At 72.7% G+C, this 25,010-nt stretch carries 21 protein-coding genes; 1 reads left to right on the top strand and 20 read right to left on the bottom strand.

Translation table 11 applies throughout. From position 1 onward, the window contains the following. Positions 1-112: 112 nt before the first annotated feature. From aroC to KG103_RS09220, 20 genes are all read right to left on the bottom strand, one after another. A complete protein-coding gene (gene aroC / locus KG103_RS09315; RefSeq protein WP_207342282.1) occupies positions 113-1,330 on the bottom strand; it encodes a chorismate synthase in 1,218 nt (405 codons plus the stop codon). Between the two features lie 134 nt (positions 1,331-1,464). Beyond that, entirely contained in the window at positions 1,465-2,247 is a 783-nt protein-coding gene (locus tag KG103_RS09310; protein ID WP_207341960.1) for a ribonuclease E domain-containing protein, read from the bottom strand. A gap of 1 nt (position 2,248) precedes the next feature. After that, entirely contained in the window at positions 2,249-2,947 is a 699-nt protein-coding gene (locus KG103_RS09305) for a fimbrial assembly protein (RefSeq protein ID WP_207341961.1), read from the bottom strand. Further along, positions 2,944-4,002: a type IV pilus assembly protein PilM gene (gene pilM / locus KG103_RS09300; RefSeq protein WP_207341962.1), complete on the bottom strand. Its 1,059-nt coding sequence runs from the start codon at positions 4,000-4,002 to the stop codon at positions 2,944-2,946. The genes KG103_RS09305 and pilM overlap by 4 nt, the downstream gene beginning before the upstream one ends. Positions 4,003-4,078: 76 nt before the next feature. Further along, the gene (locus KG103_RS09295) at positions 4,079-4,876 is read right to left on the bottom strand and encodes a prepilin peptidase (protein WP_207341963.1); all 798 of its coding nucleotides are present in this window, start codon (positions 4,874-4,876) and stop codon (positions 4,079-4,081) included. Positions 4,877-4,881: 5 nt separating this feature from the next. Beyond that, entirely contained in the window at positions 4,882-6,654 is a 1,773-nt protein-coding gene (locus tag KG103_RS09290; RefSeq protein ID WP_207341964.1) for a hypothetical protein, read from the bottom strand. Then, entirely contained in the window at positions 6,654-7,340 is a 687-nt protein-coding gene (locus KG103_RS09285) for a type II secretion system protein (RefSeq protein ID WP_243657228.1), read from the bottom strand. The genes KG103_RS09290 and KG103_RS09285 overlap by 1 nt, the downstream gene beginning before the upstream one ends. Beyond that, on the bottom strand, positions 7,340-8,671 hold the full coding sequence (locus KG103_RS09280; RefSeq protein ID WP_207341966.1) for a PulJ/GspJ family protein: 1,332 nt from the start codon (positions 8,669-8,671) through the stop codon (positions 7,340-7,342). The genes KG103_RS09285 and KG103_RS09280 overlap by 1 nt, the downstream gene beginning before the upstream one ends. Positions 8,672-8,767: 96 nt before the next feature. Beyond that, complete coding sequence (locus KG103_RS19070; protein WP_207341967.1) at positions 8,768-9,193, bottom strand: prepilin-type N-terminal cleavage/methylation domain-containing protein; 426 nt, start codon at positions 9,191-9,193, stop codon at positions 8,768-8,770. Between the two features lie 149 nt (positions 9,194-9,342). Further along, a complete protein-coding gene (locus KG103_RS09270) occupies positions 9,343-10,569 on the bottom strand; it encodes a type II secretion system F family protein (protein WP_207341968.1) in 1,227 nt (408 codons plus the stop codon). Further along, positions 10,569-12,065: a PilT/PilU family type 4a pilus ATPase gene (locus tag KG103_RS09265; protein WP_207341969.1), complete on the bottom strand. Its 1,497-nt coding sequence runs from the start codon at positions 12,063-12,065 to the stop codon at positions 10,569-10,571. The genes KG103_RS09270 and KG103_RS09265 overlap by 1 nt, the downstream gene beginning before the upstream one ends. Before the next feature lie 105 nt (positions 12,066-12,170). Continuing rightward, on the bottom strand, positions 12,171-13,844 hold the full coding sequence (locus KG103_RS09260; RefSeq protein ID WP_207341970.1) for a GspE/PulE family protein: 1,674 nt from the start codon (positions 13,842-13,844) through the stop codon (positions 12,171-12,173). A 129-nt stretch (positions 13,845-13,973) separates the two neighbouring features. Next, on the bottom strand, positions 13,974-14,822 hold the full coding sequence (locus KG103_RS09255; RefSeq protein WP_207341971.1) for a shikimate dehydrogenase: 849 nt from the start codon (positions 14,820-14,822) through the stop codon (positions 13,974-13,976). Then, positions 14,819-16,033, bottom strand: a complete 1,215-nt coding sequence (gene mltG, locus KG103_RS09250) for an endolytic transglycosylase MltG (protein ID WP_207341972.1) — start codon at positions 16,031-16,033, stop codon at positions 14,819-14,821. The genes KG103_RS09255 and mltG overlap by 4 nt, the downstream gene beginning before the upstream one ends. A gap of 7 nt (positions 16,034-16,040) precedes the next feature. Then, positions 16,041-16,607, bottom strand: coding sequence for a Holliday junction resolvase RuvX (ruvX, locus tag KG103_RS09245; protein WP_207341973.1), 567 nt, complete (start codon positions 16,605-16,607; stop codon positions 16,041-16,043). Between the two features lie 4 nt (positions 16,608-16,611). Then, positions 16,612-19,305, bottom strand: coding sequence for an alanine--tRNA ligase (gene alaS / locus KG103_RS09240; RefSeq protein WP_207341974.1), 2,694 nt, complete (start codon positions 19,303-19,305; stop codon positions 16,612-16,614). Positions 19,306-19,392: 87 nt separating this feature from the next. Next, entirely contained in the window at positions 19,393-19,776 is a 384-nt protein-coding gene (locus KG103_RS09235; RefSeq protein WP_207341975.1) for a hypothetical protein, read from the bottom strand. Next, positions 19,773-20,138, bottom strand: a complete 366-nt coding sequence (locus KG103_RS09230; protein WP_207342125.1) for a DUF948 domain-containing protein — start codon at positions 20,136-20,138, stop codon at positions 19,773-19,775. The genes KG103_RS09235 and KG103_RS09230 overlap by 4 nt, the downstream gene beginning before the upstream one ends. 161 nt (positions 20,139-20,299) lie before the next feature. Further along, positions 20,300-20,926: a 30S ribosomal protein S4 gene (gene rpsD / locus KG103_RS09225; RefSeq protein WP_089798933.1), complete on the bottom strand. Its 627-nt coding sequence runs from the start codon at positions 20,924-20,926 to the stop codon at positions 20,300-20,302. A gap of 316 nt (positions 20,927-21,242) precedes the next feature. Continuing rightward, a complete protein-coding gene (locus tag KG103_RS09220; RefSeq protein WP_207341976.1) occupies positions 21,243-22,652 on the bottom strand; it encodes a replication-associated recombination protein A in 1,410 nt (469 codons plus the stop codon). Between the two features lie 108 nt (positions 22,653-22,760). Here KG103_RS09220 and KG103_RS09215 point away from each other — a divergent pair, with 108 nt between their 5' ends. Beyond that, the gene (locus KG103_RS09215; RefSeq protein ID WP_207341977.1) at positions 22,761-24,992 is read left to right on the top strand and encodes an MMPL family transporter; all 2,232 of its coding nucleotides are present in this window, start codon (positions 22,761-22,763) and stop codon (positions 24,990-24,992) included. The last annotated feature ends 18 nt before the right edge of the window (positions 24,993-25,010 follow it).

Below are 25,010 nucleotides of genomic sequence, written 5' to 3'. Positions count from 1 at the left end.
CGTCCGGCGGACGGGCGATGGGCGATACCGTCCGGCGGACGGGCGGGGCGCAGTGCCGGCCAGCGGACGGGCAGCGGGCCGCGCGGTGCGTGACCGCGCGACCCGGCCCCGGTCAGGTCAGGAGCTCAGGCACCGCGTCGAGGTACGCCTCGAGGTTGCGACGGACCTCGGCGACGCTGTCGCCGCCGGTCTTCTCCAGCAGCGTCTGCGCGACGACCAGCGCGACCATCGCCTCGGCGACCACGGCCGCCGGCGGGACCGCGCACACGTCGGAGCGCTGGTGGTGGGCGGTGACGGGCTCCCCCGTCGCCGTGTCGACCGTCGCCAGGGCGCGCGGGACCGTCGAGATCGGCTTCATCGCCGCACGCACGCGCACGACCTCGCCGTTCGACATGCCGCCCTCGATGCCGCCGGCACGGTTGGTGCGCCGCACGATCCGCCCGGACGCGTCGCGCTCGATCTCGTCGTGCGCCTGCGACCCGCGGCGCGTCGCGGTGCGGAAGCCGTCGCCGACCTCGACGCCCTTGATCGCCTGGATGCCCATGAGCGCGGCCGCGAGGCGCGCGTCGAGCCGGCCGTCGGCCTGCACGTACGTGCCGACACCGGACGGCAGCCCGTGGACCAGCACCTCGACGACGCCACCGAGGGTGTCGCCGTCCTTGTGGCACTGGTCGATCTCGGCCACCATCGCCGCGCTCGTGACCGGGTCGAAGCACCGCACCGGGTCGGCGTCGAGCGTCGCGACGTCGTCCGGCGTCGGGGCCGGTGCGTCCTCGGGGACCGCGACCGGACCGATCGCCACGACGTGCGACACCAGCCGCACGCCGGCGACCTGCTCGAGGAACGCCGCCGCCACCGTGCCCAGCGCGACCCGCGTCGCCGTCTCACGGGCCGAGGCCCGCTCGAGCACCGGACGGGCGTCGTCGAAGCCGTACTTGCGCATGCCCACCAGGTCGGCGTGGCCGGGACGAGGACGCGTGAGCGGCCGGTTGCGCGCGATCTCCCGGACGTCACCGGTGCCGGCGTCGACCGTCAGCGCCTCGGGCGGCACCGGGTCGGCCGACATCACGTCGGCCCACTTGGGCCACTCGGAGTTGGCGACCTCGATCGCGACCGGACCGCCCTGCGTCAGACCGTGGCGCACGCCGCCCAGCAGACGCACCGCGTCCTGCTCGAACTTCATGCGCGCACCGCGCCCGTACCCGAGACGACGCCGCGCGAGCGCGGCCTGGACGTCGGAGGTCTGCACCCGCACACCGGCAGGCAGACCGTCGAGGATGCCGACGAGCGCGGGACCGTGCGACTCACCGGACGTCAACCATCGGAGCATGAGGGGGATCCTCCCACGTCGTGGTGCGCCGGCCCTCGACGCGTCCACGGCGGGCGGCCGTGGCGCGACGCGTCGAGGACCCCGGGCGCACCGGCGCCGCCGACCGCGAGGGGCGGTCGGCGGCGCCGGGGTCGTCAGTTGGCCGCGCTCATCCGCGGCGGGGTCGCGGACGGGAGCGGTGCGAGCGTCGGCTCCTCCGTCGGGGCAGGCGTCGTGGTCGGCGCGAGCCCGTACAGGTAGCCGGTGATCTTCAGCTCGATGTCCCCCTCGGCGGTGGCGGGGCGCCCGTTGCGCCCCTCCTCCTCCTTCTGTCCCTCGCCGTCGAGCGCGGTGACGAGGTACAGCCGCTCCGGGCCGTTCTGGAGCTGGTCGACGAAGGCCGACACGTTGGCGGCGGGGCCCAGCACGATGACCTCGAGCGCCATGCCCACGAAGCCCTCGACGGGCACGAAGCCGGCCGGGACGGTCTCGGTGGCGGCGGGCTCCGCACCGTCCTCGGCGCCCTCGGCGCCCTCGGACGCCTCCGGCTCCTCGGCCACGGCGGGCGCGGGCGCCTCGACCTCGACCGGGATGACGAGCTCGGGCTCACCGGCCACGTAGCCGATGAAGGCCACGCCCGTCGCCTCGGCCGTGGCCTGCACGGTCCGGATGTACTCCGCGAGCTGCGCCTGCGGGGGGATCTGCCGCCCGATCGCGGCCAGCTCGGCCTTCGACGCGTCGAGCTGGGCGAACTGCTGCTCGAGGCGGTCCAGGTCGGCCCGGAGCTGGACGTTGCGCGTGTCGGACGCGTCAGCGGCGTCGTGCGCCGTCGAGGTCGCGGCGAGCGTCGGGGAGATCCCGACGAACCAGGTCGCGACCAGGATGAGCAGCGCGACGACGACCGTGCCGCCGACCCATGTCGTGGACTTGCCGGCCATGTCAGTCCTCCCCGCTGAAGCGCGACGCGTACGCGAGGGGACTCACGGCGACGCTGCTCGAGTACACGTACACCGTCTCCTCGTTGAACTCCTCGACGTTCGCGAGGCTGACCCAGGCGTCGTGGAAGCCCGGCACGCTGTTGAGACCATCGATCCAGGCGGCGGTGTCCACCATCAGCGTCGACCTCGCCTCGAACCTGATCGTCGAGACCGTCTCGGACGCGAGGGGGTGCGCCGGCGGGGCCGGCGCCAGCTGCGGCGTCGCGCCGTCCATGACGAGGTTGGTCAGCGTCACGCCCTCGGGCATGACGGTGCCGATCGCGCCCAGGTACGGTGCCCAGAGGATCTCGGTCGACATGCCGAGCTCACGCGCCCCGCGCGCCCTGTCGAGCTCACCGAGCACCACGGGCACCTCGGCGTACTGCTGCTGCGCCTTCAGCAGGCGCGTGGTCTCCTGCTCGGCCCGCGCCGCACGGTCCTGTGCGCTCGACAGCTGCGTCAGCGTCGCACCGTAGAGCGCACCGGCGAGGGCGAGCACGGCGACGAGCACCAGCGCCAGACGGCGCTTGAGCCGTCCCAGCGCGTACCGGTCGGCGTACTGCTGCGGCAGCAGGTTGACCTGGTAGGTCTGCGGGATCATCACGGCACTGCGCCCGGTGTCGCGCGCACCGGGGAGCGGACGCTTCAGGAGGGTGCTCATGCTGCGACTCCCATGGCCAGACCCAGCGCGATCGCGAGGGTGTGCTGCTGCCCGGCGAGTGCGGTGCCCGCGGAGCCGCTCTCGATGCCGGCGAACGGCTGTCCGGGACTGACCGGCAGGCGCGTGGCCGTGGACAGGTACTGACCCAGCCCGGGCAGTGCCGACCCGCCGCCGGTGAGCAGCAGGTGCTCGATCGTCGCACCCGGGTGCGTGCTGTTGTAGAAGACCATGGTGTTGCGGACCGCCTCGACCAGCGCGGACACCACGGTCATGACCTGCTCGGCCGCACGCTCGGTCTCCGGACCCTGCGAGAACCCGACGCCGATCGACCGCTTGGCGACCTCCGCCTGGTCGAGCGGGATCGCGAGCGCGCCGGCGACGGCCTCGGTGACGTCCTGACCGCCGGACGGCAGCATCCGGACCATGCGCGGGACCCCGCGCGCGACGACCGCGACCGTGGTGACCCGGGCGCCGACGTCGACGATGGCGATCGTGTGGTCGACCGCGTCGCCGCGGGCCATGGCCCGGGCGAGCGCGAACGCGCTGAGGTCGACGACGATCGGGCGCAGGCCCGCCGTCTCGACCGCCGCGGTGTTCGCCTGCACGGTGTCCTTCGTCGCCGCGACGAGCAGGCCGTGCATCACCTCTCCCCCGTCGCCGGTGCGCAGGTCGACGGGCAGGAAGTCGAGGATCGCGTCGTCGACGGCCACGGGGATGAGGTTCTGCACCTGGAACGGCAGCGAGGAGCGCACCTGCGCCATGGGCATGGCGGGCAGGTCCAGGTCACGGACGACGACGCGCTGGTTCCCCACGCCGAGGATCACGCTCTTCGAGCCGAACTTGTGCTCCGCCCACAGCCGCTTGATGGTGCTCCCGACCGTCGTGCGCTCGACCACCTCGCCCTCGCGCACGGCACCCGGCGGCAGCTGCGCCACACCGACCCGGACGAGTCGGGGCCGCGCGCGGGCCGACGACCCACCGCTCCCGAACTCGACCTCCGCGGCCCGGACATGGGTGGTCCCGATGTCCAGTCCGATCACACGCTTCCTGGCCACGTGGCATCCCTTCGCGCGTCCGACGACTCTGGGTCTATCGGACGACGGACGCCCGGTCTTGAGCGTCCGACGGGGTTCAGCCGCCCAGCGTCGCGCGGAGGTAGGCGTCCCAGATCTGCTGCCCCGCGACGACCCCGATCGTGGCGCCCAGGAGCATCCAGGGCCCGAACGGCACCTGCGACTTGCGGCCGGCCCGGCGCAGGACGACCAGCCCGAGGGCGAAGACCCCGCCGCACAGGAACGCCGCGAAGGCGCCCACGACGAGGGGTCCCCAGCCGAACCACGCGAGGACCATGCCCAGCACGCCCGAGAGCTTCACGTCACCGAAGCCCATGCCGCGGGGGTAGATCATGACCAGGGCGAAGTAGAACGTCCACAGCGCCGCCATGCCGATGGCCGCGCGCAGCAGCGCGTCCCACTGCCCGGTCCCCGCGCTGGCGAGGGCGAGCAGGACCCCGACCACGACGTAGGACGGCAGCACGATCCTGTCGGGCAGGCGGTGCACGTCGAGGTCGATGAGGGTCAGGGCGACGCCGATGGCGATGAGGTACCACACGACCGGCAGGAGCCACAGCCCGTCGGGACGGCCCAGCAGCCACCAGGTCCCCAGGACGAACAGGACGCAGGTCGCGAGCTCGACGGCCGGGTACCGCACGGAGATGGGCTCGCCGCAGTCCCGGCAGCGTGCCCGCAGCAGGAGCCACGACACGACGGGCACGTTGTCCCGCGCCCGGATGGCGTGCCCGCAGGACGGGCAGGCGCTGGCCGGTCGCACCACCGACTCGTCCCGGGGGACGCGCCAGACGACGACGTTGAGGAAGGAGCCGATCGCCAGCCCCAGGAGGGCGGCGATCCCCAGGAGGATCACGGGCACCGGCGTCAGCTCGCCGACCCGTCGGCGTCGAACGCCGGCTCCACCTCGACCCACACGTTGACACCGTAGGTGGTGGTCACGGGTGAGAGGAACTTCGGTGGTGCCGTGTACCGGAACCGCTCGTCGTAGTTGTAGTCCTTGCCGTACCCCGTCGACATCGACGCCCCGGTGCCGGTGCCGACCGGTCCACGGAACTTCTGCGCGATCGCCCCGTTGACCGTCAGCGTGCCGCGGTTGCTCGACCCCTTGTCGTAGTTCTGCACCATGAAGGTGTGCGCGACGGACAGGATGGCGGCGTCGATGCGCCGGTTCTTGGCGTTCAGCGGCTGGTTGGAGCTGTTCACGGGGTTCCAGACCCACACCGCGTTGTTGCCGATGAGGCCCAGCATGTCCTCGGCGGGGTCGTCGTACACGATGTCGTCGGTCACGTAGATGTAGTTCTCCGCCGCGACGGTGGCGTTGCCGCTCAGCCTGCCCGAGATGAACACGTCACCGCTGCGGCACCCGTACGCGGCGGTGAAGGGGACCTTCTCGCTCGAGCGCGGGTAGCCGATCGAGTTGCCGTTGGTCACGCAGTCGTTGGTCGATCCGGTGCCCGGGAAGGGGGGCCGCTTGCTGGAAGGGCTGGAGTCCGTGCGGTTCACGTTGCCGCTGGCGTTGGGCACCGTCTGGACGTAGACCACGAGGTTCGACGGGACCGGGATCCTCTGGCCCACGTACTTGCCGCTGGCGCGCTTGGCCAGGCCGGTGTCGCCGGGGACCCCGCACTTCACGGGGTGGGTCCCGTGCGATGCCGTGGCGTTGACCTGCGTCTCCTTGGTCCACGGCGAGATCACCGTCATGGTGCCGTCGGAGTGGAACGTGATCGACGTGGGCCCGGTGTACAGGCACCCGGGGTTCGGCACCTCGAGCGGCAGGTCGTGGCGGACCTCCTTCATCAGCTGCGCGTTCGTCGGGGGCATGCCGATGGACCCGATGTTCTGCGGGTCGCCCGGCAGCAGGAAGGTCGGCGAGGATCCCGACTTCACGTAGTTCGGACCGCTCGCCGCCTTGTAGGCCGTGGTGACCTTGCCGTTGAACTTGGCCGCGCCGTTGGTCGTGATCGCGTCGTTCGTGTGCAGCGGGCCGTTGATCTCGTCCGCGCCGCCGAAGTTGATCGTCGTGCACCCCGGTCGCGGGCTCGGGTAGCGGATCGCGCAGTTCACCGCGCTGCCCGGGGACAGGGCCTGGGGGTCCATCACCTCGAAGTCCGTGAAGTACAGGAAGTCGATGAACCCCTTCTGCTTGATGTCCGCGACGATCGAGCGGGTGTCGCCGCCCGCCCGGCCCGTGGAGCGGATGCGCAGGGTGCCGTCGATGTAGAACTGGGAGTTGTCGACCTCGTAACGGAACGCGGCCTGCCCGTCGCTGCCGGGCACCGTGGCCCAGGTGCCGGAGGTGCCGATGCCGAAGGCGGGGTTGGCGGACGCGCCGCCGGGCAGCGAGACGCGCGAGCTGGACCCGGTCTGCACGGTGAACGGCGCGGCCGGGTTGCCGTAGGCGAAGTACCCGAGGTCGTTCGCGAGCCGGCTCTCGTACTCCTCGACGCCCGCGTAGGCCGCCGCCAGCGCGGCGTTCCACCCCTCGTCGCGCTGCGACTGGCGAGCCGCTCCCACGCTCGTCGTGATGCCGGCCACGACCAGGGCGCTCAGCAGGAACGTCATCCCGAGCACGACGACCATCGCGGCACCCCGCTCGCGCTCGTCGACGGGGACACGCAGCACTCGGGACAACGTCATCACGGCCTCACTCGAGAGATGCCCCGGTTGGGGATGCCGACGGCATTGTGGATCTGGACGGGATCGGCGCGCTCCGTGTCGTCCGCCTGGACCGTCAGGGTGACCCGGACGGCGGCGATCGAGCGCAGCTGGTCGGTGGTGAACCCGCTCGCGGGGATCGTCAGCGGCGTGTTGCTCGCGTCGAGGTACTGGAACAGCGGGTCCGCACCCACGGGGATCAGGCGGGCGATCGGACGTGTCTGCGTCGGGGCGCCCGTCGCGACGAACGACCACGGTGCGGCGGTCGACGTCGCCGCCCACCGCGTCTCGACGAGGCGTCGCTGCGCGTCGATCGAGAACCGGACCTTCACCGGCTTCGGGCTCGTGGCCTGCGTGTCGATGTACGCGAACATCGTCAGGGCGTTGGCCCCGGCCTCGACGAAGACCGGCGAGGGTGCCGCGCCCCCGCCGAGGAGCCGCAGCTCGGTGCCCGAACGCACCACGCGGGTGAGCTCCTTCATGCCCGCCGCGGCGACCGTCGTCGAGTCGGCCGCCGCCCGGTCGCGCGAGAACGTCTGCGAGAACGAGGAGACGAGTCCCAGGATCAGCGCGCTCAGGAAGCCCAGGAGCATCGTGGTCACGAGCACCTCGGGCAGCGTCATCCCGCGGTCCCCGGCCGCCAGCAGGCGCCGGCGCAGGCCGCGCATCACGGCAGCACCGCCGTGCGCGGGTCTAACGTCACGACGCTGCCGGCCACGGTCGTGCGTTCCGGCACGGCCGGGGCGGGCACCACGATCTGGGACGCGGAGATGTTGCTCTTGGTGCCGGAGGAGCTGCTCGACTGCTGCAGCCGCCAGGACCCGTACGGCAGGGCGATGCTCACGCCCGAGCCCGTGAGGACCTCGCCGAACGAGTAGGTCACCGCGCACCCGGGGTCCTCCGAGGTGGCGTGCAGCCACCGCCCGCCCCCGGGCGTCACGCGCACCACGCCCATCGGCACCGACATCGCGGCGGTCCCGCCGGGCGGCGCGGCGACGGGGTCGGGCAGCGTGCCCACGAGGGGCACCGGTCCGCTCGTGTCCTCGGGCCAGGCGCGGGGGTCGGCCAGGTCGCACGTCCCCGCGAACGGTGCGTACCCGGACGTGAAGGGGTGGAGCTTGTAGGTCTGGCTCGTCCCCCCCGGTCCGCCGAAGGGGACCACGGCGGCGTTGCCGTACGTGTTGGTGAAGGTCGTGCGGAAGTTCGTGCTCGTCGGCAGGCGCGTCCCGGCCGGCGCACCCGGCGCCATGGTGGCCGTGAAGGTGGCGACCTCGTCGAGCTGGAAGCCGACCGATGCCGTGGACCCCGCCGCGACGACGACGGACTGCGTGGGCGCCGCGAGCTGCGCGTCGTTGACGTGCTCCGCGCGCTGCACGGTCACGGTGTACGTGCCGGGGTTGACCTTGAGGATGTACGTGCAGCCCTGGGAGTCCGTCGGGCTGATGACCGAGCCCACGCCGGGCGACGCCGTGACGGCGACCCCGGCGTTGCCGGTGCCGTCGGCGCGCAGCACCGAGACGAGGATCGTGCCCTTGGTGGGGTCGTTGATGTGGTCGTCCGGGGTCAGGATCGTGTCGCTGCGCGCGGGGTTCACCCCGTCGCGCATCCCGCCCCAGGTGACGGTGACGTTGACCCGCTTGTACCGCAGCGAGCCGCTGCCCGTGCCGGCGCCGCACGTGAACTCCGCGCCGGGGTCGGACACCCACTGCGTCGTGCGGTTCACGGTGTACTCGTCGCCGTTGAGGTGCACGGTGCGGGTCTCGTCGAGCATCGCGAACAGGTCCGCGGCGTCCCGCGCGAGGTCGATCTCCTCGGCGGCCAGGTTCGCCGCGACGGCGCGGGCCCGGGCGTCGCGCGTCAGGCTGAGAGTGCTGATGAGGGAGTACGCCAGGCCGGTGCTCACGAGCGCGAAGATCATCATCGCGACGAGGAGCTCGGGCAGGCCCATGCCGGCGTCACCGGAGCGGGCGCGCTGCCAACGGTGCCACCAGGTGAGCACAGGTCCTCCGGTTGCCTCAGGGACGGGTGGTTCGACGACTCAAGGGTGTGGGGCGCCGCGTGCGCGACGCCCCACACCCCTGGGGCTAGCTCAGGGTCACTCGCCGGACTCCTCTTCGATGACGCCGGTCGCGCTGTCGTACGTCCAGGACTTGGCGTCCAGGTTCGCGTGCACGGCCGACAGCACGAAGCCGGTCTCGGTCGCCGCGTCGACGGACACCGTGACGTCCTGGGTCGCGTTGTAGCCGTTCGCGCCCAGCGACACCTCGTCCGCGTCGCCCTCGACCAGGTTCTCGTACGAGCCGTTGTTGCCCACGGCGTACGTCTCGGCCGCGATGGCCGCGTTCTTCAGGTCGGACTCGACCTGCGCGACCCAGCCGCGGGTGCGCTGGCTGAGGAACGCCGGGATGGCGATCGCGGCGAGGATGCCGATGATGATGATGACGACGAGGAGCTCGATGAGCGTGAAGCCCTTCTCACCCTCGGCGCGCTTCTGCATGGTGGTACGGACGCGAGCCATCATGTGCTGGTCCCTGCTTTCGGTTTCGGTGTCCATTGCCGGGCCTGCGACCCGGCGGTTCGGTCGTGCACCACGGACATCGACGCTGGTCAGGGGGCACTTGAGAGGTCGGCTGAGGTTCACCCGGACGGCCGCGGCCGTCCGGGTGAACCTCACTGCACCAGCTCGAAGATGCTGAAGATCGGCATGTAGAGGGCGACGATCATGCCGCCGATGATGACGCCGAGGACCGCGATCATGAGGGGTTCGATGAGCGAGGTGAGCTGCTCGGTCGTGGCCGCGACCTCCTCGTCGTAGAAGACCGCGATCTTCTTGAGCATCTGCTCCAGCGCACCGGCGTCCTCACCGGTGGTGATCATCTGCACGACCATCGGCGGGAACACGGCGTGCTTGGCCAGCGGCGTCGACATCGGCTGGCCCTGCCGCACGCCCTGCTGGATGTCGCGCACCGCGACCTCGATCGTCCAGTTGCCGGACGTCTCCCCCACGATGTCCAGGGCCTGCAGGATCGGGACGCCGGCACCCAGCATGGTGCCGAAGTTGCGGGTGAACCGCGCGATCGCGACCTTGCTGAACAGCGGGCCGAACACGGGGGTCCGCAGCGTGAGGGGCTGCACGCGGGAGCGGATCGCGTCGTCATTCTTGTGCTTGCGCCACCACACCGAGAAGGCGATGCCCAGCACCGCCAGGAGGGGCGCGAGCCACTTCATGACCCCGGAGAGGAACACGAGGAACTGCGTGGGCGCCGGCAGGGATCCACCCAGGTCGCTGAACATCTTCTCGAACACCGGGACGATGAACAGCAGCATGCCGACGACGGCGAGGATCGCCATGGCGAACACCACCACCGGGTACGTCATGGCGGACTTGATCTGCGCGCGGAGCTTGACCTCGGACTCGTAGTTCTCCGCGACCGAGGTGAGCGCGTCCTCGAGGAACCCGCCGATCTCGCCCGAGCGGATCATGTGGATCATCAGCGGAGGGAAGACCTCCTTGTGCTTCGACATCGACTCCGACAGCGCACCGCCGGTCTCGACGTCCGAGCGCACCGTGCCCAACGCCTTGGCCAGCGGCTTGCTCTCCGTCTGCTCCGAGAGGATCGACAGGGCCCGCAGCAGCGACAGACCCGCGCTGATCATCGTCGCGAGCTGGCGCGCCATGACCGCGAGGTCCTTGAGCTTGACGCGGTCGCCGAACCCGGGGATCGACAGCTCCGTCTGCAGGCCGGTCGTCGAGACCTCGTGGATCGCGATCGGCGCCATGCCCATCGAGCGCAGCCGGTTGGCGACGGCCTCCTCGTTCTGGGCGTCGATCCTGCCCTTGACGACCTTGCCGCTGCGGTCGGACAGCTCGTACTCGTACGTGCGCATGACAGCCATCAGTAGCCTCCCAGGCTCGCACCGGACGCGTTGCCGAAGGCGTTGGCCTGCAGGGTCGAGGCGCCCTGGTTGACCTTGGCCGTGCGGCCGACCAGCTTGTTGAAGTCCTCGACGTGGTGCGCCTTCTCCAGGCCGACCTCGTAGGTGATCTTGCCGCGCTTGACCAGCTCGGCCAGGTGCTGGTCCATCGTGTGCATGCCCTGGTCGGCACCCGCCTGCATCGCCGAGTAGATCTGGTGGGTCTTGCCCTCGCGGACCAGGTTCCGGATGGCGGGCGTGGCGATCATGACCTCGGTGGCGACGACCCGCCCCGTCCCGTTGGCCTTCTTGGCCAGGGTCTGGCAGACGACGCCCTGGATCGCGGCCGCGAGCTGCGTGCGGATCTGCGCCTGCTGCCCGGAGGGGAAGACGTCGATGACGCGGTCGATGGTCTGGGCGGCGTCCTGCGTGTGCAGCGTCGCGAAGACGAGGTGCCCGGTCTCGGCCGCGGTCAGCGCGACCGAGATGGTCTCGAGGTCGCGCATCTCACCGACGAGGATGATGTCCGGGTCCTGGCGCAGCACGTGCTTCAGCGCGTTGGCGAACGAGTGGGTGTCGGCACCGACCTCACGCTGGTTGACGATGCACTTCTTGTGCCGGTGCAGGAACTCGATGGGGTCCTCGACCGTCATGATGTGGTCCTCGCGCGTCCGGTTCGCCAGGTCGATGATCGACGCGAGCGTGGTGGACTTGCCGGACCCGGTCGGCCCCGTCACCAGGACCAGTCCGCGCGGCAGGCCGGCGAACGAGCCGACCGACGACGGCACGCCCAGGTCCTCCAGCGGCTTGATCTCGTACGGGATCACGCGGAACGCCGCACCGACGGACTCCCGCTGCTGGTACAGGTTCACGCGGAACCGCGCCAGGCCGCGCACGGCGTGGGAGAGGTCCAGCTCGAGGTTCGCCTCGAACTTCTCGCGCTGCTTCTGGGTGAGGAACGCGTACAGGCTGCGGCGCAGCGGCTCGGGCGTCATCACGCCGAACTGCTCGAGCGGGCGCAGCGCCCCCGAGATCCGGACCATCGGCGGCGTGCCGGCGGTGAGGTGGACGTCGGAGGCACCCAGGCGGTGCATCTCGTGGAGCACCGCGTCGATGGCGACGTCGCCCTGCTCCGCGACGCGCGTACCGCCACGCGACGGACCCGACGGTCCGGCGCCGCCTGCCGGGGCGGGGCCGCCGGCACCCCCCGCGGCGGGTCCGCCGGGCGCTCCGGCGGGCGTCAGGACGCGCGCCGCGGGCTGGTGCGCGGGCGGGGGCACGCTGCCCGCGGGGACCCCCGGGTAGCCCCGGGACGCGTGCCCGGGGGGCGGCCCCGCGGGCACGTGGCTCTGCGAGGGCATCGGCTGGTACGTCGCCGAGCCGTACGTCCCGGGCGGTGCTGCCTGCGGTCCGGCCGGCCGGTACGGCGGCAACGGCCGAGAGGGCTCCCCGGACGCTGCCCTGTAGGTCTCACTCACGACGTCTGCCTCCCACGGTCCACGCACGGGTGCCCGCGGGCGACGCGGGTCCGCCCATGGCATCGGCCCGGGAGGCGCGCGACTTGAGTGCCGGCGCGCCTGCGGTCAGGCCACGACGCGCAGGATCTCCTCGATGGACGTGTCGCCGGCCGCGACCTTGTACCAGCCGTCCTCGCGCAGCCGACGCATGCCCTGCTTGACGGCGGTCGCCCCGATGTCGGCCGACGACGAGTGCGCCACGGCGTGGCGCTCGATGTCCTCCGTGACCTGCATGACCTCGTGCAGCGCGAGACGCCCCTTGTACCCCGTGCGCGAGCACGCGACGCAGCCGGTGGGCCGGTACAGCTCGGGCAGCGGCTCTCCCGCCACCCACGGGAAGCGGGCCGCCTCGAGCTCTGTGGGCGTCGGCCGGTACGGCTCCTTGCACTTCGCGCAGAGCCGGCGGGCGAGCCGCTGGGCCACCACGCAGTCGAGGGCTGACCCGACCAGGAACGGCTCGATCCCCATCTCCGTCAGTCGCGTCACGGCCGACGGGGCGTCGTTGGTGTGCAGGGTGGACAGGACGAGGTGACCCGTGAGCGACGCCTCGATCGCGATCTGTGCCGTCTCGTGGTCGCGGATCTCACCGAGCAGGACGACGTCGGGGTCGGACCGCAGGATCGAGCGCAGCGCCGCGGCGAACGTCAGGCCGGCCTTGGGGTTGACCTGCACCTGGTTGATCCCGGGCAGGCGGTACTCGACGGGGTCCTCGACGGTGATCACGTTGATGTCCGGCTTGGAGACCGCGTTGAGCGTGGCGTACAGCGTCGTCGACTTCCCGGACCCCGTGGGGCCGGTCACCAGGATCATCCCGTAGGGCTTGGTGTAGGACTCGCGGTACGTCTGGTAGTTGTGCTCGAGGAACGACAGGTCGCGCAGGTCGAGGCTCGCCGTGGAGTTGTCGAGGATGCGCATGACGATCTTCTCGCCCCACACGGTGGGCAGCGTCGCCACGCGCAGGTCGATCTTGCGGCCGTTGTGGGTGACGGACATGCGCCCGTCCTGCGGCTTGCGCTTCTCCGCGATGTCGATGTCACTCATGATCTTCACGCGGCTGACGACGCCGCCGGTGATGTTCTTGGGGGCGCGCTGCGTCTCGTGCAGCACGCCGTCGATCCGGTACCGGACCCGCAGGTCGTGCTCGGTCGGCTCGATGTGGATGTCGGACGCCCGGTCGGTGATCGCCTGGGTCACGAGCAGGTTCACGAACCGCACGATCGGTGCGTCGTCGTCGACGACGTCGCCGATGCGGTTGAGGTCCGCCTCCGGCTCCGGCGTCTCCTCGACGAAAGCCGAGGACAGGTTCTCCATCTCGCCGTCCGCGCGGCAGAACCGGTCGATCGCCCGCAGGACGTTGTCGTAGGTCGCCACCACCGGGATGACCCGCATGCCCGACAGCGTGCGCACGTCGTCGACGGCCACCACGTTGCCGGGGTCGGCCGTGGCCAGGACGATCGCACCGTCGCGCAGGGCGACCGGCAGCACGGCGTGCCGTCGGCAGACGCTCTCGGAGACGAGAGCCACGGCGTTGCGGTCCACGGGGTAGTCGTCGAGGTCGACGAACTCCATGCCCACCTGGGCGGACAGCGCCCGCACCAGCTGCGCCTCCGTGAGCATCCCCAGCTCGACCAGCGTGCGTCCCAGCGACGTCCCCATCACGGTCTGCTCGTCGATCGCCGCCAGCAGCTGCGCCTCCGTCACCAGACCCTCGGTCAGCAGGATCTCCCCGAGCTGCTTCACGCGCACGCCTCCTCGTCCGGGGACCGCGTTGGGCCCCTGGACGGCATCGGCAGCGCGTCGGCACGTCTGAAGCCCTGCGGCCCACCGGTGCCGCCGTGCACGCCCGTGGTGGCGCGTGCGAGTGACGCGTCAGCCGACGGGTGCGAGCGCCCCGCTCAGCGCGACGTCCATCGCCGCCACGGGCGCCGTGCGCCCGGTCATGAGCCGCACCTGCTCCGCCGCCTGGTGCAGCAGCATCCGCTCACCGCCCACGACACGGCCCCCGCGTGCGGCCCACGCGGCGGACAGCGCCGTGGGGCGCGGGTCGTAGCAGACGTCGAGCAGCGCACCGCCGACGCTCGCCGGCAGCGCCGCCGCCAACGGGTCGGCCGCGTGCGCGGGCAGCGTGCTCACGACCACGTCGCAGCGCCCGACCTCCCCCGCCGCGTCGTCCAGCCGGCACAGCCGCGGTTCGACACCCATCCGGTGCGCAGCGCGCAACAGGGCCCCGGCGCGGGCCTGGGAGCGCACGTAGACGCGCGGTGTGGGGCAGCCCAGCTGGGCCAGCGCGGCCAGGGTGGAGGACGCGGTGGCGCCCGCCCCGACGACGGCGGCCGTGGCCACTCCCCCGGTGACCCCCGCCTCCCCCAGCGCGGCGACGATCCCGTGCACGTCGGTGTTGGCTCCCGTGAGCATGCGCCCGGCACCCGAGCCCTGCGGCAGCACCGTGTTGACGGCGCCCACCACCTCCGCGAGCGGCTCGACGTGGTCGAGCAGCGCGATCACGGTCTGCTTGAGCGGCATCGTGAGGCTCAGGCCGGCCCAGGAGTCGTCGAGGTCCGCCAGGAGGGCGGGCAGCGCGTCCTGCGTCACGTCGACGGCGTCGTAGCGCCAGCCGTCGAGCCCGAGCGCGGTGTAGGCGGCTCGGTGCAGCACGGGTGACAACGAGTGCGCCACGGGGTGCCCCAGCACCGCGGCGCGACGGGCGGCGGACGTCACCCGGAGTGCTCCGCCTGCCACTGGCGCAGCAGCGCGACGTTCTCCTGGTGCTCGTCGTACGTCTCGGCGAACCGCGTCTCCCCGGTCTCGAGGTCGATCGCGACCCAGAACACCCAGTTGCCGGGCGCGGGGTTCAGGACCGCGTCGATCGACACGGTGCCCGGCGAGGCGATCGGAGTCGGCGGCAGCCCCATGTGCTTGTAGGTGTTGTACGGGTTGGACGGGTCCTGGGTGTTCTCCCGCGTGAGCTGCGTGCCGGAGATGCCCAGGCCGTAGGCGACGGAGGCGTCGATGTCGAGCGTCATGCCGCGGTCCAGACGGTTCTGGATGGCGCGCGCCATGATCGGCCGGTCCTCGTGCATCTTGGCCTCGCGCTCCACGAGCGACGCCTTGGTCAGGACCTCCTGCCACTGGTCCTGCGGGACGCCCTTGGCGGTGAGCGTCTCGACGGTCTTGGCGACCATCGTCGCGAGCACCGCGGCGGCGGACGTGTTCGGCTCGACCTGGTACGTCGACGGGAACAGCCAGCCCTCGACCTTGCCGCCCGCCTCGGCCGGCAGACCGATCGCGGCGGGGTCGCCCTCGGCCGCGGCGCGCAGGTCCTCGATCGGGATGAGCGTGACCTTGTTGATGCGGGTGTAGATGTCCTCGGCGGAGAAGCCCTCGGGGATCGTCACCTTCATCGAGACCCGGCTCTTCGGGTCAAGCAGGGCCCGCACGGCGTCCTCGGCCTTCATCTCCAGCAGCAGCTGGTACGAGCCGGGCTGGATCCCGTCCGCGTCCGGGTTGTTGTCGAACGCCTCGCGGAACGCACCCTCGGACGCGACGATGCCGGCGGCGTGCAGCGTGGTGGCGATGGCCGCACCGGAGTCGCCGGGGCTGATGACGATCGTCGGCGCACCCGGCCGGCCGGGTCCCTGGTAGTCCGTGACCTCCGTGGACTGCGCCGAGCCGCCGAACAGCGAGCCGCCCATCAGCGAGAGCACGACGTAGCAGGCGCCCGCCACGAGGACCAGCGCGACCACCAGCACGGAGATCGTCCGGCGGCGGCGCTGCTTGCGCAGGCGCTCCTCGCGCTTGCGGCCGGACGCGCGGGAGCGTCGACGCGGCTCGGGCGCGCCGGGCGCGGGCGCGGTCCGGTCACCGCCGAACAGCTCGCTCACGCTCTCGTCCGACTTCACCGGGGCCCACCACTCCGTCTGGTTGCTCACCTGCGCGTCACTCCACAGTCGTCGTGCCGTCGCCCGCAACCCCCCGGCGCGCCGTCGCGGATCGGCCGGGGTCCACCTCGACCCGTTCCCCGGGCCGACGACCCGTGGATCTCTCCGTGTCCAGCGCGTGCTGCAGGATCACCACCGCGGCCGCCTGGTCGACGACCTGCCGGTGGCGGCGTCCGGATCGGCCGGCCGCCTGAAGCGCCTGATGCGCGGACACCGTGCTCATCCGCTCATCCACGAGCCGGACCTGGACGGGCCCGACCGCGTGCGCCAGTGCGACAGCGTACGCGCGCGCGAGGCCCGCCGACGACCCCTCGGCGCCCGAGAGGTGCCGCGGGAGCCCGACGTACACCACATCGGCACCCCGCTCGCGCGCCTCCTGCGCGATCGCGGCGACGTCCGCGGCGGTCGAGGCCGGCTTCCCGGCGGCACGCGCCAGCGTCGCCACGGGCGTCGCGAGCGTGCCGTCGGGGTCGCTCGAGGCGACCCCGACGCGCACGGACCCGACGTCCACCGCCAGCCGCACGGCGCGCGTCACGGCGTCGCGGTCGTCCCGGTCGCTCGGCACGACGTCAGCCCCGGACCGCCGCGACGACGCCGTCGAGCGCCTCGGTCAGCCGGGCGACGTCGGTGCCACCGCCCTGCGCCACGTCGTCCTTGCCGCCGCCCCCGCCGCCGAGCACGCCGGACGCGGTCCGCACGAGCACGCCGGCACGGTGGCCCGCCTCCCGCGCCGCCGCGTTCGTCGCGACGACGACCACAGGACGGCCCTTGGCGACACCGCCGACGGCCACGACCACGGGCGACGCCTCACCGAGGCGGCCCCGCACGTCGAGCGCCAGGGTGCGCAGGTCGTCGGGCGCGGCGACCTCGCCCGCGTCGTGCGCGACGACGAGCGCGGTGCCGACCTGCGAGGCGCCCGCGGCGAGCGTGCCGGCCGCCGCGAGGAGCTGTGCCTGGCGCAAGGCGGCCAGCTGCTTCTCGGACTCGCGCACCCGCATCAGCAGGGACGACACACGGTCCCCGAGCTCGTCGGGACGCGCACCGAGCAGCCCGGAGAGCTGGCTGACCAGCGCACGCTCCTTGGCCTGGTACCCGTAGGCCGAGTCGCCGACGAGGGCGTCGACGCGGCGCACGCCCGACCCGATGGACGACTCCCCCAGGAGCGTCACCAGGCCCAGCTCGCCGGAGCGGCGCACGTGGGTGCCCGCGCACAGCTCGCGCGACCAGTCCCCGCCGATCGACACGACGCGGACCTCGTTGCCGTACTTCTCGCCGAACAGCGCCATCGCCCCCAGGGCGCGCGCCTCGTCGATCGCCATGACGCGGTCGGTCACCTCGAGGTCGTCCTGCAGCCGCTCGTTGACGCGCCCCTCGATCTGCGACAGCGACGAGCCGGGCACGCCGGAGCCGGAGCGGAAGTCGAACCGCAGGCGGCTCGGAGCGTTCTCCGACCCGGCCTGCGTCGCCCTGTCGCCCAGCTCCTCGCGCAGCGCCTTGTGGACCATGTGCGTCGCGGTGTGGGCGCGCGCGATCGCACGCCGGCGCGCGGTGTCGATCGTCGCGGTGCCGGCGTCGCCGAGCGTGAGCGTGCCGTCGACGAGCCGGCCGTGGTGCACCGACAGGCCCTTGATCGGCGCCTGCACGTCGTCGACCTCGACGATGCCGCCGCCCTCGAGGCTGATCGTGCCGGTGTCGGCGAGCTGACCGCCCGCCTCGGCGTAGAACGGCGTCACGTCGAGCACGACCTGGACGTGCGCCGGCGCGGTGGCCGCCGGTGCGGGCACGCCGTCGACGAGCAGGCCCACGACCTTCGACTGCGCCGTCGTGTCCGTGTACCCGACGAACGTGACGGGCCCGCCCTTCTCGCTGCTCAGCGCCTGGTGCAGCTGCTGGTAGGCGCTCGTGTCGGTGTGGCCGGTCTTCTTGGCCAGCGCGTCCGCGCGGGCACGCTCACGCTGCGCCTGCATCAGGGTGCGGAAGGCCTGCTCGTCGACGCTGACGCCGTGCTCGGCCGCCATCTCGAGCGTGAGGTCGATCGGGAAGCCGTAGGTGTCGTGCAGCGCGAACGCCTGCTCGCCGGTCAGGACGACCCCGTCCTGACGGCCGGACGCCTTCGCCTTCGTGACGGCGCCCTCGAAGATCGTCGTGCCGGCCGTCAGCGTGCGCAGGAACGCGTCCTCCTCGCCGTACGCCACCTGCGAGATCCGGTCGAAGTCCCGCGCGACCTCCGGGTACGACGCGCTCATCAGGTCGCGGCTGATCGGCAGCAGCTCGGGCAGCGCGGCCTCCTCGACGCCCAGCAGGCGCATCGAGCGCACCGTGCGGCGCACGAGCCGGCGCAGCACGTAGCCGCGTCCCTCGTTGGACGGCGAGACGCCGTCCCCGATGAGCATGAGCGACGAGCGCACGTGGTCACCGATCACCCGCAGCCGCACGTCGTCCTCGCCGCCCGCGCCGTAGCGGCGGCCGGTCAGCTCGGCGGCACGCTCGATGACGGGGAAGACCTCGTCGATCTCGTACAGGTTGTTCTTGCCCTGCAGCAGGTACGCGATGCGCTCGAGCCCCGCACCCGTGTCGATCGCCTTGCGCTCGAGCTCACCCAGCAGCGGGTAGCTCTTCCCCCGCCCTTCGCCGCGCACGAACTGGTCGAAGACCAGGTTCCAGATCTCGAGGTACCGGTCGCCACCGGGGTCGACCGTGCCGCCCTCCGCCTCGGGGCCGAACTCCGGTCCGCGGTCGTAGTGCCACTCCGCGCACGGGCCCGCGGGGCCGGGCTGGCCCGTGTCCCAGAAGATCTCCTCGCGCGTGAGCCGCACGATGTGACGCGGGTCGACGCCGACGCGCACGAGCGCGTCCGCGGACTCGGCGTCCTCGTTCCAGATCGTCACCCAGAGCCGGTCACCGTCGAGCCCGAGCCCGCCGGACTCCTGCGCCCCGGTGAGGAACTCCCAGGCCAGCTCGATGGCACCGGTCTTGAAGTAGTCGCCGAACGAGAAGTTCCCCATCATCTGGAAGTACGTGCCGTGCCGCGTGGTGCGGCCGACGTTCTCGATGTCGTTCGTGCGGATGCACTTCTGCACGCTCGCCACCCGGGGCCAGGGCGCGTCCTGCGTGCCGAGGATGTACGGGATGAACGGCACCATGCCGGCGATCGTGAAGAGGATCGACGGATCCGGGGAGATGAGCGGCACGGACGGCACGATGGCGTGGTCCTTGCTCGCGAAGTAGTCGAGCCAGCGCTGGCGGATCTCGGCGGTGCGCATGTCGTCCTCGTCAGGTGCGGTCCGCCGCCGGGGGGCGGCGGACGGTTCGGGTGGGCCGGGTACGGCCCGGGTGGTGCGGGCTCACGCTCAGAAGAACGGGGCGCGCTCGTCGTCGTCGGGGTCCGTGGTGGGTTCGTCGGCCCACCCCCGGGCGCTCAGGTCGGCGGCCAGGCCCCCCGCGGCCGGTCGGCCGAACGCCTCGCGCAGCTCGGCGCGGTGCCGCGGGGCGTTGGACCGCACGGTGTCGACGTCGACGTCGCCGACGAGCGCCTCGAGGAGCTCCGCCTCGCGCTCGGCGACCCCGCTGCGGAAGTCCTCGCGCGCGGCGCGCAGCGCCTGGCCCACCCGCACGGCGCCGGCGACGGCCTCGGTGGAGCCCGCGGGCGCGTAGTGCGTCACCAGCCGGCGGCCCTGCCGCACGACCACGACCGTGAGGGCCACGCCCACGCCGACCCAGAACAGGCGCCTCATCGCACGCCACCGCCGGCACGCAGCCCGGCCAGGGCCCGGCGCACGCCGTACGAGAAGGCGGCGACCTTGAGCAGCGGGGCTCCGACGGTCGCCGTGACCAGCGACGTCAGGGCGGAGACGTTCTCCCCGACCTGGGCCGCGGCGGTGGTGACGGTGTCGACCTTGTCGATCTGCGTCGCGGAGGACGCGACGACGCGTGCCGTCTCGTCCAGCACCGGCAGCGCGTGGTCGGTGATCTCCTTGACGGAGGTGCGGGTCTCGTCCAGCACGTCGGCGAGCCGCAGCAGGGGGCGCGCGATGAACCCGACCAGAGCCACGAACGCGATCGCGGCGATGAGCCCCGCGACGTCACCGATCGACACCATGTCCGACACTCCTCACGCCTGGTTCCTCGTCCGGGTCCGGACCACGTCACCCTACCCGCGCGCTGCTCCCGCACCACGCGCGGCGCGTGCGTGCGTCGTCCGGACGCGCGGACGCCCCGCCGGCACAGGTGCGCGGCGGGGCGTCCGTGGGGAACGGGTCAGCGGGCGTAGTACTCGACGACCAGCTGGACCTCGCAGGTCACGGGGACCTCGGCGCGCTTGGGGCGGCGCACCAGCGTGGCGCTGAGCTTCTCGAGCTGGACCTCGAGGTAGCCCGGCACGGCCGGCAGCACGTCGCGGTGGGCGCCGGCGGCGGCGACCTGGAACGGCACGGTGGCCTGCGACTTCGGCTTGATCTGGAGGGTCTGGCCCTCCTTCACGCGGAACGACGGGCGGTCCACGATCTTGCCGTCGACGAGCACGTGACGGTGCGTGACCGTCTGGCGCGCCTGCAGGATCGTGCGGGCGAACCCGGCGCGCAGCACCAGGGCGTCCAGACGCGTCTCGAGGTCCTCGACGAGGGCCTCACCGGTCAGGCCCGGGGCCTTGCGGGCGTTCTCGTACGCCTTGGCGAGCTGCTTCTCGCGCAGCGCGTACTGGGCGCGCAGACGCTGCTTCTCGCGCAGACGCACCGCGTAGTCCGACTCGGTGCGGCGACGGGCGCGGCCGTGCTCACCGGGCGGGTAGGGGCGCTTCTCGAAGTGCTTGACGGCCTTGGGCGTCAGGGCCAGGCCGAGCGCGCGGCTCAGGCGGACCTGGCGACGCGAGCGGGTCACGTTGCTCACAGAGGTACTTCCTGTCGTGTCGATGGACGAGCACACCCGCGCACCGGACGAGGTCCGGACGGAAAGGGTTCCGGCGGGCGTGGGGCCGACCACTGGTGCGGCGCGCTGACCGTCGCAGGACGGTCGGTGCCACGGGCTAGGGCCCCAGGTGCTGCTTGCTGGTGGTGCTCGTGCGGCGGACCGCACGATCGCCCGCACACGGCGGACGACCGGTCCATGCTACCCGACCACCACCCGTCCGTCCGACCGCGACGCCGGCACCGGCACCGGCACACCGACCGTGGCGTCGCGCGCGGTCGCGGCGACCGCGCGCCCGTCAGCCCCCCGACGTGCCGGGCCCCGGCCGCGTCCCGGGGTCGAGGATCGACCGGATCCGGGTCAGCCGCTCCCCCACCGACCGCTCGAACCCGCGGTCCGAGGGCTCGTAGTACCGCGTGCCCGCCAGCTCGTCCGGCAGGTACTGCTGGGTGGCCACGGCGTGCGGCTCGTCGTGCGCGTAGCGGTAGCCCTTGCCGTGGCCCAGCCCCTGGGCACCGGCGTAGTGGGCGTCACGCAGGTGCGGCGGGACGCTGCCGATCCGGCCCGCCCGCACGTCGGCCAGCGCGCGGTCGATGCCGAGGTACGCGGCGTTGGACTTGGGGGCCGTCGCCAGGTGCACGACCGCCTCGGCCAGGATGATCCGCGCCTCCGGCATCCCGATGAGCGCGACGGCCTGCGCGGCCGCGACCGCGGTCTGCAGCGCGCTGGGGTCGGCCATGCCGACGTCCTCCGCCGCGGAGATGACGATGCGCCGCGCGATGAACCGGGGGTCCTCCCCCGCCGCGATCATCCGCGCGAGGTAGTGCAGCGAGGCGTCGACGTCGGAGCCGCGGACCGACTTGATGAACGCGCTGATGACGTCGTAGTGCTGGTCGCCGTCACGGTCGTACCGCACCGCCGCGACGTCGATCGCGCGTTCCATGGTGGCGAGGTCGACCGTGGCGGGCGTCGCGTCGTCGGCCGCGGGGCCACGGTCCCCGAGAGCGGCCCCCGCAGCCGCCTCGAGGATCGTCAGCGCCTTGCGGGCGTCGCCGCCGGCGAGGCGCAGCAGGTGGTCGAGCGCGTCGTCGTCCAGCGCGACGGACCCCGCCAGGCCGCGCTCGTCCCGGACGGCACGCTCGACCAGTGCGCGCACGTCGTCGGTCGTCAGCGGCTGCAGCGTGAGCAGCAGGGAGCGCGACAGCAGCGGGGAGTTGACGGAGAACGACGGGTTCTCGGTGGTGGCGGCCACGAGGGTCACCCACCGGTTCTCGACGCTCGGCAGCAGCGCGTCCTGCTGGGCCTTGGTGAAGCGGTGGACCTCGTCGATGAACAGGACGGTCTCCGAGCCGTCGGACGCGAGGCGGCGACGGGCGTCCTCGACCACGGCGCGCACGTCCTTGACGCCGGCGGTGACGGCGGACAGCTCGACGAACCGCCGTCCCGAGGTGCTGGCGACGAGGTACGCCAGCGTCGTCTTGCCGGTGCCGGGCGGGCCCCACAGGATCACCGACGACGGCGCGGCACGGCGTGACGCCTCGTCGGCGGGCTCGACCAGGCGACGCAGCGGCGAGCCCGCCACGAGCAGGTGCCCCTGGCCGGCGACCTCGGCGAGGGTCCGGGGTCGCATGCGCACCGCGAGGGGTGCGCCGGCGGCGGGCGCGGGCAGCCCCTGCGCGGTCGAGACGACCGCGTCGAACAGGTCCATGCCTGCGAGCCTACGCACCGCCGCCGACGGGACCGCCCACGGCCACGACGGCGCACGACGCGGCGTCGGTGTCCCGCGACGTGCGCGGGTGGCCCCGGACCTGCGAGCATGGCGGGCGTGTTCGCACGCCTCGGCCGCAGGGTCGCCCACCACCCGCGCCTGACCGTCGTCGTCTGGCTCGTGCTCACCGTCGTGGGCTACGCCCTGGCCGTGCAGGGCCTCCACGGCCAGAGCCTGTTCGACCGCGTCGAGGCCGGGGGTCCGGGTGTCCCGGGCGCGGAGTCGACCGAGGGGCAGCAGATCCTCGCGGACGAGCGGACCACGGGCCCGGCGGTGAACCTCGTGCTGACGGGTGTCGACCCGGCGGACCCCGCGGTCGGGCCGGCGCTCGAGGAGGCGCGCGCGCAGATCGCGGCGGTGCCCGGGGTGGTGTCGGTCATCGACCCCCTGGTGCTGCCCGGCGGTGTGCAGAGCCCGGCGGCGGCGCCGCTGCTGGCGCAGGACGGGGACGGGTTCCTCGTCGTCGTCGAGCTCGAGCCGGACCTGACGGCGGACGAGCAGGCCGCCGCGCTGGACGAGGTGGAGCAGCGCCTGCGCGCGGTGCCTCAGGACCTGCGGGACGTCGCACCGGACGTCCGCGGCGTCGTGGGCGCCGAGCACCTCATCGTCGACGAGATCACGCAGCAGGTCGAGGACGACCTGCGCACCGGAGAGGCCGTCGCGCTGCCGATCGCGCTGCTCATCATGGTGGTGGTCTTCGGCGGGTTCCTGGCGGCGTCGATGCCCATGGCCGGCGCCCTCGCGTCCATCGCCGGCGGGCTGGGCGCCCTCCTGGCGCTCACGTACGTGATGGACGTCGACGCCTCGGTCGTCAACGTCGTCACCGTGCTGGGGCTGGGCCTGTCCATCGACTACGGCCTGCTGATCGTGTCGCGGTTCCGCGAGGAGCTGCAGCGCACCGTCGGGACGGACGACGGCGCGGGGTCGCGGCGGCGACGCGGCGACGGACCGGTGGTGGAGGCGGTGGAACGGACCATGGCGACGGCCGGGCGGACGGTCGCGTTCTCGGCCGTGACCGTCGCGGTGTCGATCGCGGGTCTGCTGGTCTTCCGGCCGGAGATCCTGCGGGCCATCGCGGCCGGTGGGGTGGCGGTCGTGCTCGTGGCGGTCTCCACCGCGATCACGCTGGTCCCCGCGCTGCTGACGCTCACGGGCCGTCGCCTGGCGCGCCCGGGCCTGGTGGCGCGGATCCCCCTGCTGCGCCGCGCGTCGGACGTGCAGCGTGAGGAGGGTGCGTTCTCGACCCTGGCCGCCCGGGTCCAGCGCCACCCCTGGTGGGTCATGCTCGGGTCCGTCGCGCTCCTGCTGCTGCTGGCCGCCCCGGCGTTGCGCATGGAGCTGCGGATCAGCGGGCTGGAGCTGCTGCCCGAGGGCACCACCCAGCGCGAGTACGTGGGCGACCTGGAGGAGAACTACCCGGCCGCCGCGGGACCCGCCGTGACCGTGGTCGCCGCGACGTCGCTGGCCGAGGCCACGGCGTGGGCCGAGGAGCTCGAGGCCCTGCCGGACGTGGCGTCCGTCGACCCGCCGGCCGAGCTGGGCTCCTACGTCGTCATCGGCGTGCGGGCGGACACGACCGACCCCGGCGGGCCGGTCGCGGCGGACGTCGTGCGGGAGGTCCGTGACGTGCCGGCGCCGTTCGAGCGCTGGGTGGTCGGGCAGGCCGCGTCGCAGATCGACTTCACGAAGGCGCTCATGGAGCGCGCGCCGGTCGCGCTGGCCGTCGTCGGGGTGGCGACCCTGCTGCTGCTGTTCCTCATGACGGGCTCCGTGGTGATCCCGGTCAAGGCGCTGCTCACCAACGTGCTGTCGATCCTGGCCTCGCTGGGCGTGCTGGTCTGGGGGTTCCAGGACGGGCACCTCGAGGGGTTGCTGGGCTTCACGTCGACGAACGGCATCGAGACCTACGTGCTGGCGCTCGTCGCCGCCTTCGCGTTCGGTCTGGCGATGGACTACGAGGTCTTCCTGCTCTCGCGCGTCAAGGAGCTGCACGACGAGGGGCTGGCGACCGACGCCGCGGTCCGGCTGGGGCTGCAGCGCTCCGGGCGGATCATCACCTCGGCCGCGGCCATCATCATCGTGGTGTTCGCCGGGTTCGTCGCCGGCGACCTCGTGGTGATCAAGCAGGTCGGGTTCGCGCTGGCGGTCGCCGTGCTGATCGACGCGACGGTGGTCCGCCTGTTCCTGGTGCCGGCGACCATGACGGTGCTGGACCGCGCCAACTGGTGGGCACCGCGCCCCCTGCGCCGGCTGTACGACCGGTTCGCGATCCTGCACTGAGCCGCCGAGGCGCGCGGG

The sequence above is a fragment of the Cellulomonas wangleii genome, assembly GCF_018388445.1.
GTDB lineage: Bacteria > Actinomycetota > Actinomycetes > Actinomycetales > Cellulomonadaceae > Cellulomonas > Cellulomonas wangleii.
The sequence above is the reverse complement of the archived record's forward strand: the minus strand, read 5'-3'. Positions and strand labels throughout refer to the sequence as shown.

What these genes read in the sequence shown, in the direction of transcription:
- KG103_RS19070 (WP_207341967.1), bottom strand. Translation starts at nt 9,193, where the DNA reads ATGATGGCTCGCGTCCGTACCACCATGCAGAAGCGCGCCGAGGGTGAG.
- KG103_RS09310 (WP_207341960.1), bottom strand. Translation starts at nt 2,247, where the DNA reads ATGGCCGGCAAGTCCACGACATGGGTCGGCGGCACGGTCGTCGTCGCG.
- alaS (WP_207341974.1), bottom strand. Translation starts at nt 19,305, where the DNA reads ATGCGCACCGCCGAGATCCGCCAGCGCTGGCTCGACTACTTCGCGAGC.
- KG103_RS09220 (WP_207341976.1), bottom strand. Translation starts at nt 22,652, where the DNA reads ATGGACCTGTTCGACGCGGTCGTCTCGACCGCGCAGGGGCTGCCCGCG.
- KG103_RS09235 (WP_207341975.1), bottom strand. Translation starts at nt 19,776, where the DNA reads ATGAGGCGCCTGTTCTGGGTCGGCGTGGGCGTGGCCCTCACGGTCGTG.
- KG103_RS09215 (WP_207341977.1), top strand. Translation starts at nt 22,761, where the DNA reads ATGGCGGGCGTGTTCGCACGCCTCGGCCGCAGGGTCGCCCACCACCCG.
- KG103_RS09290 (WP_207341964.1), bottom strand. Translation starts at nt 6,654, where the DNA reads ATGACGTTGTCCCGAGTGCTGCGTGTCCCCGTCGACGAGCGCGAGCGG.
- KG103_RS09305 (WP_207341961.1), bottom strand. Translation starts at nt 2,947, where the DNA reads ATGAGCACCCTCCTGAAGCGTCCGCTCCCCGGTGCGCGCGACACCGGG.
- KG103_RS09285 (WP_243657228.1), bottom strand. Translation starts at nt 7,340, where the DNA reads ATGCGCGGCCTGCGCCGGCGCCTGCTGGCGGCCGGGGACCGCGGGATG.
- aroC (WP_207342282.1), bottom strand. Translation starts at nt 1,330, where the DNA reads ATGCTCCGATGGTTGACGTCCGGTGAGTCGCACGGTCCCGCGCTCGTC.
- KG103_RS09270 (WP_207341968.1), bottom strand. Translation starts at nt 10,569, where the DNA reads ATGGCTGTCATGCGCACGTACGAGTACGAGCTGTCCGACCGCAGCGGC.